The organism is Dactylosporangium roseum (assembly GCF_025264685.1).
In the GTDB taxonomy this organism is placed as follows: domain Bacteria; phylum Actinomycetota; class Actinomycetes; order Mycobacteriales; family Micromonosporaceae; genus Dactylosporangium; species Dactylosporangium roseum.
In genome coordinates this window covers 57,385-73,391 of record NZ_CP073721.1, presented here as the reverse complement: position 1 = coordinate 73,391, position 16,007 = coordinate 57,385, and the positions used below count along the sequence as shown (strand labels likewise).

Annotated in this window: 14 protein-coding genes and 1 tRNA gene; 6 read left to right on the top strand and 9 right to left on the bottom strand. The window is 68.9% G+C overall.

The window, feature by feature from the left end:
• Nucleotides 1-156 precede the first annotated feature (156 nt).
• The gene (locus Drose_RS00325; protein WP_260726182.1) at nt 157-390 is read left to right on the top strand and encodes a hypothetical protein; all 234 of its coding nucleotides are present in this window, start codon (nt 157-159) and stop codon (nt 388-390) included.
• Nucleotides 391-402: 12 nt separating this feature from the next.
• Here Drose_RS00325 and Drose_RS00320 read toward each other — a convergent pair whose 3' ends face one another.
• The gene (locus Drose_RS00320; RefSeq protein ID WP_260726181.1) at nt 403-2,574 is read right to left on the bottom strand and encodes a (Fe-S)-binding protein; all 2,172 of its coding nucleotides are present in this window, start codon (nt 2,572-2,574) and stop codon (nt 403-405) included.
• A 194-nt stretch (nt 2,575-2,768) separates the two neighbouring features.
• Nucleotides 2,769-3,053 (bottom strand): cell division protein CrgA, encoded by a 285-nt coding sequence (locus tag Drose_RS00315; RefSeq protein ID WP_313900062.1) that lies wholly within the window; start codon nt 3,051-3,053, stop codon nt 2,769-2,771.
• Between the two features lie 130 nt (nt 3,054-3,183).
• Here Drose_RS00315 and Drose_RS00310 point away from each other — a divergent pair, with 130 nt between their 5' ends.
• From Drose_RS00310 to Drose_RS00295, 4 genes are read left to right on the top strand one after another with little or no spacing between them, the layout of a single operon-like run.
• Entirely contained in the window at nt 3,184-3,993 is an 810-nt protein-coding gene (locus Drose_RS00310) for a DUF881 domain-containing protein (RefSeq protein WP_260726179.1), read from the top strand.
• Between the two features lie 10 nt (nt 3,994-4,003).
• Nucleotides 4,004-4,996, top strand: coding sequence for a class E sortase (locus Drose_RS00305; RefSeq protein WP_260726178.1), 993 nt, complete (start codon nt 4,004-4,006; stop codon nt 4,994-4,996).
• Between the two features lie 4 nt (nt 4,997-5,000).
• The gene (locus Drose_RS00300; RefSeq protein ID WP_260726177.1) at nt 5,001-5,270 is read left to right on the top strand and encodes a hypothetical protein; all 270 of its coding nucleotides are present in this window, start codon (nt 5,001-5,003) and stop codon (nt 5,268-5,270) included.
• A 9-nt stretch (nt 5,271-5,279) separates the two neighbouring features.
• Nucleotides 5,280-5,927 (top strand): aminodeoxychorismate/anthranilate synthase component II, encoded by a 648-nt coding sequence (locus Drose_RS00295; protein ID WP_260729972.1) that lies wholly within the window; start codon nt 5,280-5,282, stop codon nt 5,925-5,927.
• Between the two features lie 73 nt (nt 5,928-6,000).
• On the opposite strand, the gene pknB is transcribed toward Drose_RS00295, so the two are convergent.
• From pknB to Drose_RS00260, 7 genes are all read right to left on the bottom strand, one after another.
• Nucleotides 6,001-7,731, bottom strand: coding sequence for a Stk1 family PASTA domain-containing Ser/Thr kinase (pknB, locus tag Drose_RS00290; protein ID WP_260729971.1), 1,731 nt, complete (start codon nt 7,729-7,731; stop codon nt 6,001-6,003).
• Nucleotides 7,732-7,804: 73 nt separating this feature from the next.
• Complete coding sequence (locus Drose_RS00285) at nt 7,805-9,511, bottom strand: serine/threonine-protein kinase (protein ID WP_260726176.1); 1,707 nt, start codon at nt 9,509-9,511, stop codon at nt 7,805-7,807.
• Between the two features lie 16 nt (nt 9,512-9,527).
• Nucleotides 9,528-11,048 carry a peptidoglycan D,D-transpeptidase FtsI family protein gene (locus Drose_RS00280; protein ID WP_260726175.1) on the bottom strand — a complete coding sequence of 507 codons (1,521 nt, stop codon included), beginning with the start codon at nt 11,046-11,048 and terminating at the stop codon, nt 9,528-9,530.
• Nucleotides 11,045-12,556 carry an FtsW/RodA/SpoVE family cell cycle protein gene (locus tag Drose_RS00275; protein WP_390891292.1) on the bottom strand — a complete coding sequence of 504 codons (1,512 nt, stop codon included), beginning with the start codon at nt 12,554-12,556 and terminating at the stop codon, nt 11,045-11,047. Before Drose_RS00275 ends, Drose_RS00280 begins: the two co-directional genes overlap by 4 nt.
• Before the next feature lie 25 nt (nt 12,557-12,581).
• Nucleotides 12,582-14,006, bottom strand: a complete 1,425-nt coding sequence (locus tag Drose_RS00270) for a BofC C-terminal domain-containing protein (RefSeq protein WP_260726174.1) — start codon at nt 14,004-14,006, stop codon at nt 12,582-12,584.
• Nucleotides 14,003-14,482, bottom strand: coding sequence for an FHA domain-containing protein FhaB/FipA (locus Drose_RS00265; RefSeq protein WP_259860586.1), 480 nt, complete (start codon nt 14,480-14,482; stop codon nt 14,003-14,005). The genes Drose_RS00270 and Drose_RS00265 overlap by 4 nt, the downstream gene beginning before the upstream one ends.
• Before the next feature lie 52 nt (nt 14,483-14,534).
• Nucleotides 14,535-15,314: an FhaA domain-containing protein gene (locus tag Drose_RS00260; RefSeq protein ID WP_260726173.1), complete on the bottom strand. Its 780-nt coding sequence runs from the start codon at nt 15,312-15,314 to the stop codon at nt 14,535-14,537.
• Between the two features lie 152 nt (nt 15,315-15,466).
• Between Drose_RS00260 and Drose_RS00255 the strand changes: the two genes are divergently transcribed.
• Nucleotides 15,467-15,552, top strand: a tRNA-Leu gene (locus Drose_RS00255).
• Nucleotides 15,553-16,007 lie beyond the last annotated feature (455 nt).

Below are 16,007 nucleotides of genomic sequence, written 5' to 3'. Positions count from 1 at the left end.
CCGGTCGACCGTGGCCGGCGCCTCCGCGGCCTGCTCGTCCAGCAGCCGGATCCGCTCGGTGCCGGGAGATCACCCTCCCTCTTTCGGGGGCTGTGCGCCTTGGTGAGCGACGCGGATGCTGAGGGCAGCAAGCACAGCGCCCGTGGAGGAGGGCTGATGGGAGCAGCGCTGATCAGTGCCTGTATCGCACTCGTGGCCGGAGTGGTGGTGGGCAGCTCGAACACTCGCGCGAAGCGGGCCCGTCTCGACTACCGGCGCACGAAGGCGCTGGTCCCGGCCGCGCGCAAGCTGGCCTGGGCGGAGAGCCTGCGCGGGCTGCGCGTGATCGCCACGGTGACCGCCGTGCTCGTGGCACTCGGCCTCGCGATGAACGTCATCGGCCAGCGATGACCGCGCCGGCGACTACTTCTGCACCGCCCGGAGCAGGACGGACGCCACGTCGACCACCTCGACGTCGTCGGGCGCGGCGCCGGCGGCCTTCTTGCCGGTGACGCCGTCGCCGAGCATGGTCAGGCAGAAGGGGCAGGACACCGCGACCGTCTTGGCGCCGGTCGACAGGGCCTCCTCGACGCGCTCGACGTTGATCCGCTTGCCGATCCGCTCCTCCATCCACATGCGGGCGCCACCGGCGCCGCAGCAGAAGGAGCGCTCGGCGAACCGGTCCATCTCGACCAGACCGGCGCCGTCAGCGGCGCCGTTGGTGGTGGCCGTGACGGCACCGAGGACCTCGCGCGGGGGGGCGAACACGCGGTTGTGGCGGCCGAGGTAGCACGGGTCGTGGTAGGTCACCGCGCCGTCGATCGGCTGGACCGGCGTCAGCTTGCCGGCGGAGACGAGCTGGGCCAGCAGTTGCGTGTGGTGTATGACCTCGAAGTGGCCGCCGAGCTGGCCGTACTCGTTGGCCAGGGTGTTGAAGCAGTGCGGGCAGGTCGCCACGATCTTCTTCACACCCGCCTCGTTGAGCGTCTCGACGTTCTGCTGGGCGAGCATCTGGAACACGAACTCGTTGCCGACCCGGCGCGCCGGGTCGCCGGTGCAGGTTTCGCCCTGCCCGAGGATCGCGAAGCTGACGCCCGCCTCGTTCAGCAGCGTGGCCACCGCGCGGGTGGTCTTCTTGGCCCGGTCCTCGAAGGCGCCGGCGCAGCCGACCCAGAAGAGGTACTCGAAGTCGCCCCCGTCGGCGACGTTCGGCACCGGGAAGTCGAGGCCCTTGGTCCAGTCCTCACGCGTCGACTGCGCGGCGCCCCACGGGTTGCCCTTGTTCTCCAGGTTGCGCAGCATGACGCCGGCCTCGGTCGGGAAGTTCGACTCGATGAGCACCTGGTAGCGGCGCATGTCGACGATGTGGTCCACGTGCTCGATATCCACCGGGCACTGCTCGACGCAGGCGCCGCAGGTGGTGCAGGACCACAGCACGTCCGGGTCGATGACGCCGTTCTCGTCGACGCCGCCGATCAGCGGGCGCTCGGCCTCGGCGAGGGCGAGGACGTCCACCTTCGCCAACTGCTCCTGGGTGGCCTTCTCGTCGCCGGTGAGCGTCTTGCCGCCGCCGGCCAGCAGGTACGGCGCCTTCGCGTACGCGTGGTCACGCAGGTTGAGGATCAGCAGCTTCGGCGACAGCGGCTTGCCGGTGTTCCACGCCGGGCACTGCGACTGGCACCGCCCGCACTCGGTACAGGTGGTGAAGTCGAGCATGCCCTTCCAGGTGAACTGCTCGACCTGCGCGACGCCGAACTGGTCCTTCTCCGGGTCGGCCTCCTCGAAGTCGAGGGGCTTGCCCTCGCTCATCATCGGCCGCAGTGCGCCGAGGCCGGAGCCCTTCCGTCCGGGCGAGCGCTTGAAGTAGATGTTGAAGAACGCCAGGAACCGGTGCCAGGCGACACCCATCGTGACGTTGCTGGCGATGACGATCACCCAGGCCATCGACACGATGATCTTCACCATGGCGACCAGGCTGACCGCGGCCTCGCTCGCCGGGAGCACCACGCCGAGGGCGTGGCTCACCGGGGCGGCCCAGACCGGCCACTCCAGCGTGTCGTTGGCGGCCTTGAACCCGCGGATGAAGAACCCGCACAGCAGTACCGCGAGGATCGTGTACTCGACGTAGTACGCCTGCCACATCGTCGAACCGGTGAAGCGGGAACGGCGCTCGGGGTTGCTCGGCAGGTTGCGCAGCCGGATGCCGATCAGCACCACGATGCCGACGAAGCCGAGCACCCCGATCCACTCGGTGACCAGGCCGTAGACGTTCCAGGCGCCGATGAGCGGCAGCCCGTGGTCGGGGAAGCCGACCTCGAAGTACGCCTCCAGCACCAGCGACGAGAGCGCGATGAAGGCGATCATCACGAACCAGTGCGCCGCGCCGACCACCGTCCAGCGCAGCATTCTGGTGTGGCCGAGGGTCTCGGCCAGCATCGTCTTCAGGCGCTGGGCCCGGTCGCCGCCACGGGACGGGTCGGGCTGCCCCAGCCGCACCACGGCAAGCATCCGGCGCACGGTCCGCACGACGAGTGCCACTGCGACGACGGTGATGGTCGCCGCGACCGCCGTCGCGACGATCTGCACTGGACCCATGCCGATGCCTCCAACACTGCCGACGCCTCAAGAGCGATGTACCGAAACCTTAGTACTTCTAGTTACCCGCGAGTAACGTGAAGTTGGTCGCAGCACACGCTAGGACACCGAAAAGCACAGCCAGATGGCGACACCGCAAGTTGTGACGCATTCGCCCCCTCGGACCGAGGGGGCGAGCACGGATCAACGGTCGATCAACGCCACTTGGAGAACACGGCGAGCGACGCCACGAGGAACCCGAAGCCGATGGCCAGGTTCCAGTACTCCAGCTTGGCCAGCGCGGAGAATGCCTCCACATCGAAGAAGCCCTGTGTGAGGTAGTAGGCCACCAGCCACACGATGCCGACCACGACCAGACCCACCGCCAGGGTGGGCACCCAGGCCGGACTCGGCCGGCGCTTGACCGCCGCCGTTTCCTGCGGACGCAGCTCCGCCGGCGGCGTGTAGACCTTCTTCTTCCGAACTGTCGACTTCGGCACGGCGCTCTCCTGGAGGGGTTGTCTGGTCAACACTATCCATGTGACGCCGCCACCTCCGCCAGCGTCGGCCTGAATAATGTTCTACGGCTAGCGTAGTCAAGTCGGCACGCGCGCGCGGGGAGGGGTCGTGGTGGAGTACACATCAGGCGACTCCTCGTGGGCTCGCGCCTTTCGCCGCCTCGGTAGCGCTATGCTACCTCGCCGTCACCGTAAGCACGGTTTTGCCTGGTCAGTACTGACGCCGGTGGTCCTGGCTGCAGCCGGAATGCTGTTCTCACTGACCGCCGCCACCGCCCAGGGCACCGATCTGCGCGAGGACCGCCGGCCCGAGTTGACCAACCTCATCAGCGAGCGTAAGCAGGAGATCGCCGCAGGCCGCGACCGGGCCGGTCGGCTGCGCGCCGCGATCGACGCACAACAGCAGCAACAGGCCGGCGCCGACGACCGGGTCGACGCGCAGCGTCGTCGCGGCAACGACCAGCAGGCGGCGGCCGGACTGACCGCCGTGCACGGACCCGGGGTCGTGGTCGTGCTCGACGACGCACCGCGCCGTCCCGACGGCAGTCGACCGGCCGGTGCCACACCCGACGACCTGGTCGTTCACCAGCAGGATGTACAGGCGGTGGTCAATGCGCTCTGGGCCGGCGGCGCCGAAGCCATGACGCTCATGGGCGTCCGGGTGATCGCCACCAGCGCGGTACGCTGCGTCGGTAACACCCTTCTGCTCGACGGTCAGGTCTACTCGCCCCCGTTCGAGATCGCCGCCATCGGCGACCAGGCGCGCCTCCAGCACTCCCTCGACGAGGCGGAAGGGGTCCGGTTGTTCAAGGAGGCCGCGGACAACTTCGGGCTCGGTTACCAGGTCAGAGTGGAGGCAGACGTGCAGGCCGGAGCATACGACGGTTCCACGGCGCTGCGCTCTGCCCGCACCGGGTCGTAGCGCTGTGGAAATGCATCACCGCCCCCGCCACCGCGCCCTCGACCAGGACGACATCGCGACCCGCGTGATCCCCCGTGTCCCGCCCGAGGACGCGACCGCGATCATCCCGCGATTCGACCAATCCCCGCGGCACCCGGTGAGCGAGGAACCCGCCACCACGGTGCTGCCGAAAGTCACCGACACACAACCGGCTGCCACCCCTCAGGCCATGCCGGACGCGGAGGACGAGCCCCCGGAAGACAAGGGGGTCACGGTCGTCCCGCTGCGCCCGGTCCGTACCGAGGAGGGTTATCGCAGCGTGTATTCGGAATATACGAGGACTACGTTCGGCACCGTGGTGCGCGCGGTCAGCCGCGGCACCGGTGAGCTGCTCATCACGTTCGGTCTCATCGTGCTGCTGTTCGCCGGCTACGAGGTCTGGGGCAAGTCGGCCATCGTGGACGCGCACCAGGACGAGCTCAACCGCCAGCTCGAGCAACAGTGGGCACAACCGGAGCCCACCCCCACGGTCTCGGCGCCCGGGCCGCCGGCCCAGGTGGCGAAGCCGCCGAACGGCGCGGTCATCGCCTCGGTGCACATCCCGAAGCTGAAGAAGAAGTGGGCCATCGTCCAGGGCGTGACCCCGGCCGACATCCGCTACGCGCCGGGCCATTACCCGGACACGGCGATGCCCGGCCAGATCGGCAACTTCTCGATGGCCGGCCACCGCACGCCCGCCATCTGGTGGGACCTCGACAAGCTCAAGCCCGGCGATCCGGTGGTCATCAAGACCGCCGACACCTGGTACGTGTACCGCGTGGCCAGCCAGGAGATCGTGCTGCCGACGGCGGTGCAGGTGGTGGCGGCGGTGCCCGGCAAGCCCGGCGAGACGCCGACCAAGGCGCTGCTCACGATGACCACGTGCAACCCGAAGTACAACAACTACCAGCGTCTCGTGGTGCACGCCGAGCTCAAGCGCAGCCAGCCGGTCGCCGAGGGCGACCCGACCGAGCTGAAGGGCTGAGCCGATGTACGGATGGATCTGGCGACACATCCCCTTCAAGCAGTGGCAGCTCAAGGCACTCGTCTCGGTGGTGCTGGCCGGCGCCGTCGGGGCACTGTTGTGGTATCAGGTGTTTCCCGCCGTCGAGCCGCTGCTGCCCTTCGACGACGTGCAGGTGGAGACGACCGACCCGGGCGGCGACCCGCTGCCGCCGCAGCCGACCGGCGCACCCCTGAGCCCAGCCGCCACCGGTTCCGCGCCGACCCGCAGTGCCCCGCAAGTGCTACCGAGCTAGGTGACCGATTTGCACGTCCTCGTCATCGACAACTACGACTCCTTCGTCTTCAACCTCGTCCAATACCTCGGCCAGCTCGGCGTCGAGTGCGACGTCCGGCGCAACGACGAGATCAGCGTGCGCGAGGTCGGTGCGACCGACCCGGCCGGCGTGCTGCTCTCACCGGGGCCCGGCACGCCCGAACGCGCCGGGATCTGTATGGCGGTCATCGAGGAATACGCGGGGAAGTTGCCGATCTTCGGTGTCTGCCTGGGTCACCAGGCGTTCGGGGCGGCGTTCGGGGCCACCGTGACCCGAGCCCCCGAGCTGCTGCACGGCAAGACGTCGCTGGTGACCCACGACGGCCGGGGCGTGCTGGCGGGCCTGCCCGATCCGTTCATCGCCACGCGGTACCACTCCCTCGCCGTCGTCGAGTCGACGCTTCCGCCGGAGATCGAGGTGACCGGCCGGACCGAGTCCGGGGTCGTCATGGCGATGCGGCACCGCGAGCTGCCGATCGAGGGTGTGCAGTTCCACCCCGAGTCGGTGCTGACCCAGGGCGGGCATCAGATGCTCGCGAACTGGCTCGCCTCGTGCGGCCTGCCGGACGCACTGGAGAAGGCACCCGATCTGGTCGCCGAGGTCGAAGCGCGGCGGATTGCCGCATTTGCGGGATAAGTCGGGAAGAGGCTGTGCACAACCCTGTGGATAACTAGCCAGTTATCCACAGGGCACGCACGGTAGTAGTGGATCAGCCGTTGGGTGAGGCGGTGTTGCTCGGCTTCACCGACCCGGACGGGGTCGGCGGCCCATTGTCAACCAGCTTGCCGACCCGCAGGACGATCCGGTCGGTCTTCAGCACGGCCTTGCCGGTCGCCTTGTTGGAGTTCAACACGACGCCGGCCTTGTCCGGGTCGGTGACCTCGCTCGGCTCGGTGGCGATGTTGGTGAAGCCGGCGTCCTCCAACTGCTGGCGGGCGTCCTCGGGCGACTTGCCGGCCACCTCCGGCATGAGCGCCTGGTTGTTCTTCGAGATGAAGATCTTCACCGTGTCACCGGGCTTGACCTGGGTGCCGGCCTGCGGTTCGCTGCCGACGACCTCGCCCTTCTTCTCGTAGCTGTCCGTCTGCACGGACTCGGACTTGAGGTTCAAGGTCTGCAGCGTCTGCTTCGCCTGCTCCTCGGTCAGCCGGATCAGGGGCGGCACCGACAGCAGCGTCGGCTGGCCGCAGACGTCATAGTCGATCTGCGTGCCCTGCTTGACCTGGGTGTTGGCCAGCGGGCTCTGCTTGACGATCACCCCGGGCTGACAATTCTCGTTGGGGCCGGGATGCGGGTCGCCCTGGAGGTTCACCTGGCGCAGCGCGTTGGCGGCCTCGGCCTCGGTCCGGCCGGTCAGGTCGGGCACCCGGGCCAGCGGATCCTGGTTGGCGAGATAGAACCCGATCGACAATGCGGCGACCGCGAGCAGCGCCAGTGTGGTGAGCGCCACAACAACCCCGGTGGAGGTCTTCCGCTTCTGCCGCTGGGCGGCCCGGGACGGCTGCCGCGAGACGGGCGGTGGCCGGTAGGCGGTCTGCGCCGCCAGCACCGTCGCCATCTCGTCCTCGGTCATCACCGGGGGTGCGGACACCGGCCGGCCAGCGGCCGCGCGCAGGACGTCGGCCCGCATCTCGCCGGCGCTCTGATACCGGTTCAGCGGGTTCTTCGCGAGCGCCTTGAGGACCACGGCGTCGATCTCGGGTGTGACGTCGCGATTGCTCGTGCTCGGCGGCCGCGGGTCCTCACGGACATGCTGGTAGGCCACCGACACCGGGTTGTCCCCCACGAACGGCGGGTGGCCGCAGAGCAGCTCGAAGAGCACACAGCCGGTGGCGTAGACGTCACTGCGGGCGTCGACCGGCTCGCCGCGGGCCTGCTCCGGGGAGAGATACTGCGCGGTGCCGATCACGGCCGACGTCTGCGTCATCGTCGTCGCGCCGCTGGCCAGGGCCCGGGCGATGCCGAAGTCCATGACCTTGACCTGGCCGGTCTGCGTGAGCATCACGTTGCCCGGCTTGATGTCACGGTGGATGATGCCGTGCCGGTGGCTGAACTCCAGCGCGGCGCAGATGTCCGCGGTGATCTCCAAGGCCCGCCGGGGCATGAGCCGTCCCTCGGCCGCGAGCACCTCCTTGAGGGTGCGGCCGTTGACGAACTCCATGACGATGTAGGGCAGTTCCTCGCCCGCCGGACCGCGCTCCTCGCCGGTGTCATAGACGGCGACGATCGCGGGGTGGTTGAGGGAGGCGGCGTTCTGCGCCTCCCTGCGGAACCGCAACTGGAAGGTGGCGTCGCGGGCGAGGTCGGTCCGGAGGGTCTTGATCGCGACGTCGCGGCCGAGGCGCAGGTCACGACCTCGGTGGACCTCGGCCATGCCGCCATAGCCGAGCAGCTCCCCGACCTGGTAACGGCCGCCGAGGAGGCGCGGCTGGGCGGTCATGTCGTGTCGTCCTTCGGTCATCGGCTCTTACCTTGCCACGTCTTGCGACGAGAACCCATTCCGGCCACTCCGGCTATGCGCCGACGCACGCGCCGTTCACGAGCACCTTGCCGGGCGGGCACGACGTCGCGCTGCCGTTCGGCTCGGGCGACCTGTCGTCCGAGCCGCCGCTCGGCGAGTTGCCCGGCGCGGGCGCCGAGCTGTTCTTGTTCCCCGGACCGCCCACACCCTTACTGACCGTCAGCGTGATCTCACTGCCCTGGGCCACCTCGCCGCACGGCTCGATCTTGGTGATCGTGTTGGGAAGCGGGCGCTCGGCGGTCTCGTCGACCACAGTCTTGACGTCGAACCCCTTGCGCTTGAGGTCGTTCTCCACGAACGCCTTCTGCTGCCCGACGACCTTGCAGTTGACCGGCACGAGCCTGCCGGTCGCCTTCGCCGACGGGGTGGGCGACGCTGAGGTGGGGGCGGTCGACGGCCCTTCGTTGGCGACCTGGTTGTTCGAGTCGCCGTTTCGCGTGGCCAGGTAGATGCCGCCGACGCCGATCAGGACCAGCAGCACGATCGCGGCGATACCCACGATCACCAGGTTGTTGCGGTTGCCGCCGCTGCGGCTGCCCGAACCGGGCGGGGGTGGCGGCGGCCGGTAGCCGCCGGTCCCGCCGAGGAACGTGGCGGTGTCGCCGCTGGGCGGCGGTGGCGGCACGCCCGCCGCACCCCGGGCCGCGTGTCCACCCGCGGCCGCCATGCCCGCGCCTGCCAGCGGCGGGATGGCGGCGCCCGGCATGACGCGGGTGCCGCCGGCACCGGGCGAGACCGGGCTGCCGGAGACCGGCGGGCCCGACATCGGTGAACCCGACGTCGGCTGGCCGTAGGACGGGCCGCCGGAGACCGGCGAGACGGGTGCGCCGGAGACGGGCGGTCCGACGAGCGGCACCGCGGGCCCCGTGGCCGTGCCGCCGCCGAGCTGCGCGGACACCCGGCGGGCGGCCTGCGCCAGCGCGGCGGCGCTCGGCCAGCGGGCGGTCGGGTCCTTCGCTATGGCCCGTTCGACCAACTGCACCGCCGACGCCGGGACGTCGGACGGCAGCGGCGGCGGCATCTCACGGACGTGCCGCATCGCGATCTCGAGCGGGTTCTCCCCCTCGAACGGGCGCTGGCCGGACAGGCACTGGTAGGCGACGACGCCCAGCGCGTAGACGTCGGACAGCGGCGTCGCCTGCGCGCCGGACGCCTGCTCGGGCGAGATGTACGAGGCGGTGCCGAGCACCGAGCCGGCCGCGGTCAACTGCGCCACCGCGGCCGAACGGGCGATGCCGAAGTCGGTGAGCACGAGCGTGCCGTTGGGGCGCACGAGCAGGTTGCCGGGCTTCACGTCCCGGTGGACGATGCCCTTCTCGTGCGCGGCGTGCAGCGCGTCGGCGGCCTGGGCGATCAGCGCCATGGCCCGCGCCGGGGTCAGCCGGCCGACCCGGGCCAGGGTCCGGGAGAGCGCGTCACCCTCCACGTACTCCATGATCAGGAAGGCCGTGCCGTTCTCGCTGCCATAGTCGTAGATGTCCACGACGCCGGGGTGGTTGATCGTGGCCATCGTGCGCGCCTCGCCCCGGAAGCGCTCGGCGAAACCGGGCTCCTCAAGCAGCGCGGGCAGCAGGACCTTGATCGCGACGGTGCGGCCGAGCACCTCGTCGGTGCCGCGCCACACGTCACCCATACCGCCACCGGCGATGCGCTCGTCCAAGCGGTAACGCCCGCCCAGCGTGGTGCCGGCGCTCAACATGTCGCGCACCTCATTGTTATCGGATGCCCTTTTCGTCCGCGTATGCCTTCATGACCTGACCGGCGATGCGAGCCGCCTCCGCGCTGCCACCCTGGCCGGCGTGCTCGAGGAACACCGCGACCGAGATGATCGGCTTGCCGTCCTTCAGTGCGAAGCCGATGAACCAGCCGTGGTCCTCGGTATCCTCACCGTTTTCCGCGGTTCCGGTCTTACCACCCACCTGCAACCCGGAGACGTTGGCGTTGCGGCCCGTGCCGTCCCGGGAGGTGACGACACCGAACATCATGTCCTGCAGTTTGCCGGCGACGTCGCCGCTGATCGGGCGGCCCAGTTCCTTGGGTTCGGTGCGGTCGGCGTTGGAGAGGTCGGCGTTTTGCAGACGGTCCACCACGTACGGCCGCATCTCGCGACCGCCGTTGGCAACCGTCGCCGCAATCATGGCGCCTTGCAGCGGAGACATCTTCACCTCGCGCTGTCCGATGCTCGACTGAGCAACGGCAGGCGGGTCGACGCGGTTGTCGGCACCTCCGGTCATCGAGCCGGTGTGACTGGCCACGATGCCGCAGTAGTTGCGATCCTGATCCTCGATGAATCGAGGTTCCGACTCGAAGCCGAAGGACTGTGCCATCGACTTGAGCTTGTCGGCCCCGATCCGCTCGACCCCCATCCGGGCGAAGACGGTGTTGCACGAAACGGTGAGCGCCTGCTTGAGCGTGATGTTGTCCGGGCAGATGCCCTCGTGCGCGTTCTTGATGCGAAACGTCGAGGTCTGCGGCGGCTGGTAGAACTCGCCGCCCTGCACGACCGAGTCGGGCCCGAGCGACGAGTCCGCACTGAGTGCGGCCGCCGAGGTGATGACCTTGAAGGTCGAGCCGGGTGGGTAGACCTCCGACACCGCACGGTTGAGCAACGGCTTGGTGGGATCTTTGTCCAGCTTGTTGTAGTTCGCGAGAGCGCCGTTGGTGTCGTGCGTGCTGAGCAGGTTGGGGTCGTAGCTCGGCATCGACACCTCGGCGAGGACCGCGCCCGTCGCCGGATCGAGCGCCACGACGGCCCCGACCTTTGCGCCCTTCTTGTTGGTGCCGAGTTGGGTGTACGCCGTTTCCTGCGCCGCCCTGGAGATCGTCAGGAGCACGTTGCCGCCGGCCGGCTCCTTGCCGGTGAAGAGGCCGGCGATGCGATCCGCCGCCTGCTTGTCCGAGGTGCCGGTCAGGAAGTCGTTGTTGAGCTTCTCCAGCGAGGTCGCGCCGAGGTTGACCGGCTTGAAGCCGATGACGTGCGCGTAGTGGTCCTTCAGCGGATAGGTCCGCAGGAACTTCAGCGAGTCGCTGGTCTCCTGGGCATCGGCCACGGCGATACCCTGCGCGTTGACGATCTTTCCACGGGCGCGCTCGTATTCGCTGGCCTGGACCCGGCCGTTGCGCGGGTGGGTCCGGTAGTCGTCGGCCTTGACCACCTGGCGGTAGTTCAGGTTGACGAACAGCATCGCGAACAGCACAAGCGCCACGACGCCGACCCGGCGCAGCGGGGCGTTCATCGCACAACCTCCGTGGGCAGCTCTTTGATCTGGACCGGGGCGCCGCCACCACCGCCGGTGGAAACGCCACCCAGGTTGATCGACGGGGCTCCACCGGCCGGGCGGCGCGACGCGTCGGAGATTCGTAGCAGCAGACCGATCAGCAGCCAGTTGGCCACCAATGACGAGCCACCCGCCGAGAGGAACGGCGTGGTCTGCCCGGTCAGCGGGATGAGCTGGCTGATGCCACCCACGATGACGAACACCTGCAACCCCAGCGTGAACGCGAGGCCGCCGGCGAACAGCTTCCCGAAGGAGTCGCGCACGTTGATCGCGGCGCGCAGGCCGCGCTCGACGAGCAGCAGGTAGACGACGAGGAGCGCGGTCAGGCCGAAGAGCCCGATCTCCTCGCCGAGACCGGAGAAGATGAAGTCGGTGCGGACCTCCGGCACCTTGGTCGGCTGACCGGCGCCGGGGCCGGCACCGGTGAGGCCGCCGGTGCCCAGGCCGAGCAGCGACTGCACCAACTGGTAGCCCTTGTTGTCCGCGTCGGCGAACGGGTCGAGCCAGGTGGTGGCGCGCTCGGAGAAGTTGAGGAAGGGGCCGCCGACGGTCTTGCCCAGGAAGTACGCGAGGAAGGCGCCACCGAGGAAGAAGCCGAGACCGATGATCAGCCAACTGACCCGCTCGGTGGCGATGTACAGCGTCACGACGAACATGCCGAAGTACATGAGTGAGGTGCCGAGGTCCTTCTCGAAGATCAGGACCATGAGCGAGAGCAGCCACACCAGGACGACCGGCCCGAGGTCACGGCCCCGGGGGAAGTCGATCCCGAGGAACCGCTTGCTCGCCAGCGACAACACCTCGCGCTTGCGCACCAGATAGTACGCGAAGAACACCAGCAGGCAGATCTTGGCGAACTCACCGGGTTGGATCGAGAAGCCCGGGAACTTGATCCACAGCTTGGCGCCGTTGATCGAGGAGAACCGGGCCGGCAGCACGGCGGGAATCAGCACCAGCACGATGCCGGTGAGGCCGAGCGTGTACGCGTACCGCGACAGGGAGCGATGATCACGCACGATGATCATCAGGATGACGGCGCCGATGATGGCCGCCGCGGTCCAGCCGAGCTGACGGAAACCGTCGCCGCCGAAGACGCTCAGGTCGGCGCGCAGCGCCGCCTTCTCCCTGCCGAGATCGAGACGGCGCAGGAAACCGACGCCGAGCCCGTTGACGAGCGCGACGGCCGGCAGGATCACCGGGTCGGCGTACGGCGCGAGGAAGCGGATCGCCATGTGCGCGACCGCGAAGATGGCCGCGAGGATCGCGGTCTGCACCCAGAAGTCGGGCGTGACCTCGCCGACGCTGTTGCCCTCGACGACGGCGGCGTAGACCAGGAGGATGGCCGCGACGAACAGGAGCAGTCCGAGCTCGACGTTGCGGCGGGTGCGCTGCCGGGCCGGCGCGGATACGGCCGAGCCGTCGCCCGGGTTGTAGGGCGACGAGGCCGGATAGGCGGAGGCGGTCACGACACGTTTCCTCTTGGCCTCGCGGTCAGCAACTGGCTGCGGGGGTCGGGTTCGACATGGTCGGGGACGTCTCGATGGTCGGGGACGCGGACACGGACACTGACGCGCCCGGGGACGCACCGGCGGAGATCGACGCTGCCGGGCTGGCTGTCTCGATCACGGCGGCGGAGGAAGAGGCGTCGGCGGAAGGCTCGGCGCTCGGGCATGCCTGCTTGCGTGACGGGTTGCCCGGGTCCCGCAACTGGGCCAGCTTGTCCTGGGCCTGCTGCAGGCTGTCGACCTGGATGCCCTGCTTGACCGTGCCCTGCGCCGCCGGCGTGAGGTCGTCGACCTTCAGCTCGCTCGACTCGTAGACCTCGGACAGGTTGATCCAAGCGATCTTGCCGGGCACGCCTTTGAAGATCGCCACCGTCCCGTCGTCGGTCGCGCCGACGTAGTACCGCGACTGTGTCACGCTCCAGCCGTACCACAAACCGCCGCCGAGGAGCCCGAGCAGGACGACGAGCAGGACCGCGGTGCGCGCCGGGTGGCGGCGCGACCGCTCGCTGTCGTCCCTGGAGGAGGCCTGCGCCGGGCTGGCCGCGCGCTGCTCCTCCTCGGACTTCGGCACCGGCGGGCGGGGCGCGGCGAGGGCGGCGCCACGGGCCGAGGACATCGACTGATCCGCCGACGTCGCCATGCCGCGGTCCTGGGCGGCCGCGCCGCCCACGATGGGCCGCTCCTCGACGATGTCCTCGTCGGTCACGTCGGCGACGATCACGGTGATGTTGTCGGGCCCGCCACCGCGCAGAGCCAGCTCGATGAGCCGACCGGCGCACTGGTTGGGGTCGACGTACTCCCGCAGGGTCGCCTCGATCGTCTCGGCGCTCACGACGCCGGACAGCCCGTCGCTGCAGAGCAGGTAGCGGTCACCCGTTTTGACCTGCCTGACCGAATATTCGGGATCCGCGTCACGTCCGTCGAGCGCACGGGTCAGCAGGGACCGCTGGGGGTGACTGCTGGCTTCCTCCAAGCTGATTCGACCCTCGTCGACGAGCATCTGGACGTAGGTGTCGTCCTTGGTCACCTGGTTGAACTCGCCGTCACGCACGAGATATGCGCGCGAGTCACCGATGTGAACCATGCCCATCTTGCTGCCGGAGAACAGCATGGCGGTCAGGGTCGTGCCCATGCCCTCCATGGCCGGGTTCTCTTCGACGGCGTCCCGGATCTGCTGGTTCGCCAGATCGACCGCGCTCCGCAGCGTGTCGATCATGGCGTTTCCCGGCACGTCCTCGTCGAGAGGAGCCATGGTGGCGATGACGATGTTGCTGGCGACGTCACCGGCGGCCATGCCGCCCATGCCGTCGGCAACGGCGAGCAGCCGCGGTCCGGCGTAGACGGAGTCCTGGTTGCCACTCCGAATCAGACCGCGGTCACTGCGGGCCGCATAGCGCAAGGTGAGGGTCATGGCCGTAACTCGAGTGAAGTGCGGCCGATGCGAATCGGCACGCCGAGGGGGACGGGGGTGGGTGCGCTGACCTTGGTCTTGTCGAGGTAGGTGCCGTTGGTGGAGCCGAGGTCCTCGAGATACCACTGGCCGGCACGGGGCACGAGTCGGGCGTGCTTGGCCGAGGCGTAGTCGTCGGTGATCACCAGGGTCGAGTCCTCGGCCCGGCCGATGGTGATGGGCGCCTCGCCGAGGGTGATGCGAGTGCCCGCCAGCGCACCGGCGGTGACGAAGAGCTGGTGGGCGGCCTTACCGCGCTTGACCTTCGCCGGACGGCCGGGAGCCGTCACCGCACCAACCCCCCGGGGTGCGGCGACGATCCGGCTCGAACGCGAGCCCGCGAAAAGGTCCCGCCGGATCACCCCGACCACCGTGAACACGAAGATCCACAGCAGCACGAGCAACCCGTAACGGGCCACCGTAATGACAAATTCCATCTACCACGCGCTCATTCAGATCCGCCTAACGTCGACCACGCATGCAGAACGATCAACCATCCACGCGATACGTGAGCGTGGTCGTGCCGAGCTGGATCATGTCACCTGGGTTCAACGCGACCGCGGAGACGCGTTGACCGTTGACCATCGTGCCGTTGGTGGAGCCGAGATCCGTCAGCACAACCTGCGCACCGTCGTAGTCGAGCCGCGCGTGACGACGCGAGATGCCGACGTCCGGCAGGCGCATGTTGGCCTGATCGCCCCGGCCGATGACGGTCGAGCCGATCGACAGAGGGTAGCTGCGCCCGTCGCCCGACACCAGTCGAACGTTTCGAGCCGGGCCGCCCGGGCCGCCCATGCCGGGCGGGCCGTAGCCGCCACCCTGGTTGTATCCCCCATACGGGTCGGGGACGGGCGGCGGTGCGACGTCGCCGCCGGTGTAGACCTCGGCCGTGACCCGGAACATGCCGGTGTCGAGACCATCTCCCCGCTCGATCTCGACGATCACGTCGCCGTAGACCGTCCAGCCCTGCTCACCGATGAACTCGGCCTGCGACTGGGCGAGCTCCTGCGCGAGCGCGGCGGCATAGGGCGCCAGCCGGCTGTGGTCGTAGGGCGAAAGATCGATGACGTAGCGATTCGGCACCAGCGTGCGTCCGCCGGCCAGAATCGCCTTGTGGGCTTCCGCCTCCCGTTGCATGGCGTTGAGGATCTCCACGGGGTGGACGACCCCCTTGAAGACCTTGGCGAAGGCCCCCTCGACCAGGCCCTCGAGGCGCTTCTCGAAGCGCTGCAGCACACTCACCGGTTCCTCCTCGGGTTCCGAGGTCATGATGGTATCCGGACGTCGCACTCCCGTATGCAAGCTGACCGGTCGGCCCGTGCTACTCTTCCGTGGCGCCCAGGGCAGCCTAGTGCCTACTCGGTCATTTCGCCGAGTGAGGACACGGTATGCTTTGGCACGCCAGGCGGTTTCGACCGCTGGGGGAAGTGGCGGAATGGCAGACGCGCACGGTTCAGGTCCGTGTGCCCGAAAGGGCGTGAGGGTTCAACTCCCTCCTTCCCCACCAGTGAAAGTGGCCCCTGCTTCGTGGCGGGGCCACTTGCCGTTTTAGCGGTGGAATTCCTCGCGCTCGCTTCGCTCGCTCCCCGGTGGGGGCTTCGCCCCACCACACCCCCCGATCGCGTCCCGCCGTCGACGGTCGACACACCGCCTCGGCTGAGCCACCTGCACCTCAGCCGTGGAGTTCCCCGGCGGGGGCGCCCTCCACCACACCCCTGAACCGCGTCTCGCCGTCGACGGTCGGCATGCCGTCTTCCTGCCGGCAGTCATAATGCCGACCCGGAACAGGTTGGCGCCTTGCTTCCGGCCCTCCCGGCGTCCTGCTTCTCATGGCTCCGGTCCGCGCAACGCACGACCGTCGCTCCCGTCAGACACCGGTCGGGCCTTGACGGCCCTCCCTGCCATCGCCGTCGTGCCAAGCCCCCACCACCGGCGTTGATCTTGCAGTTGTGGTGCCATGAC

What these genes read in the sequence shown, in the direction of transcription:
- Drose_RS00270 (WP_260726174.1), bottom strand. Translation starts at nt 14,006, where the DNA reads ATGACCCTCACCTTGCGCTATGCGGCCCGCAGTGACCGCGGTCTGATT.
- Drose_RS00285 (WP_260726176.1), bottom strand. Translation starts at nt 9,511, where the DNA reads ATGTTGAGCGCCGGCACCACGCTGGGCGGGCGTTACCGCTTGGACGAG.
- Drose_RS00305 (WP_260726178.1), top strand. Translation starts at nt 4,004, where the DNA reads ATGCATCACCGCCCCCGCCACCGCGCCCTCGACCAGGACGACATCGCG.
- Drose_RS00325 (WP_260726182.1), top strand. Translation starts at nt 157, where the DNA reads ATGGGAGCAGCGCTGATCAGTGCCTGTATCGCACTCGTGGCCGGAGTG.
- pknB (WP_260729971.1), bottom strand. Translation starts at nt 7,731, where the DNA reads ATGACCGCCCAGCCGCGCCTCCTCGGCGGCCGTTACCAGGTCGGGGAG.
- Drose_RS00280 (WP_260726175.1), bottom strand. Translation starts at nt 11,048, where the DNA reads ATGAACGCCCCGCTGCGCCGGGTCGGCGTCGTGGCGCTTGTGCTGTTC.
- Drose_RS00260 (WP_260726173.1), bottom strand. Translation starts at nt 15,314, where the DNA reads ATGACCTCGGAACCCGAGGAGGAACCGGTGAGTGTGCTGCAGCGCTTC.
- Drose_RS00320 (WP_260726181.1), bottom strand. Translation starts at nt 2,574, where the DNA reads ATGGGTCCAGTGCAGATCGTCGCGACGGCGGTCGCGGCGACCATCACC.
- Drose_RS00265 (WP_259860586.1), bottom strand. Translation starts at nt 14,482, where the DNA reads ATGGAATTTGTCATTACGGTGGCCCGTTACGGGTTGCTCGTGCTGCTG.
- Drose_RS00300 (WP_260726177.1), top strand. Translation starts at nt 5,001, where the DNA reads ATGTACGGATGGATCTGGCGACACATCCCCTTCAAGCAGTGGCAGCTC.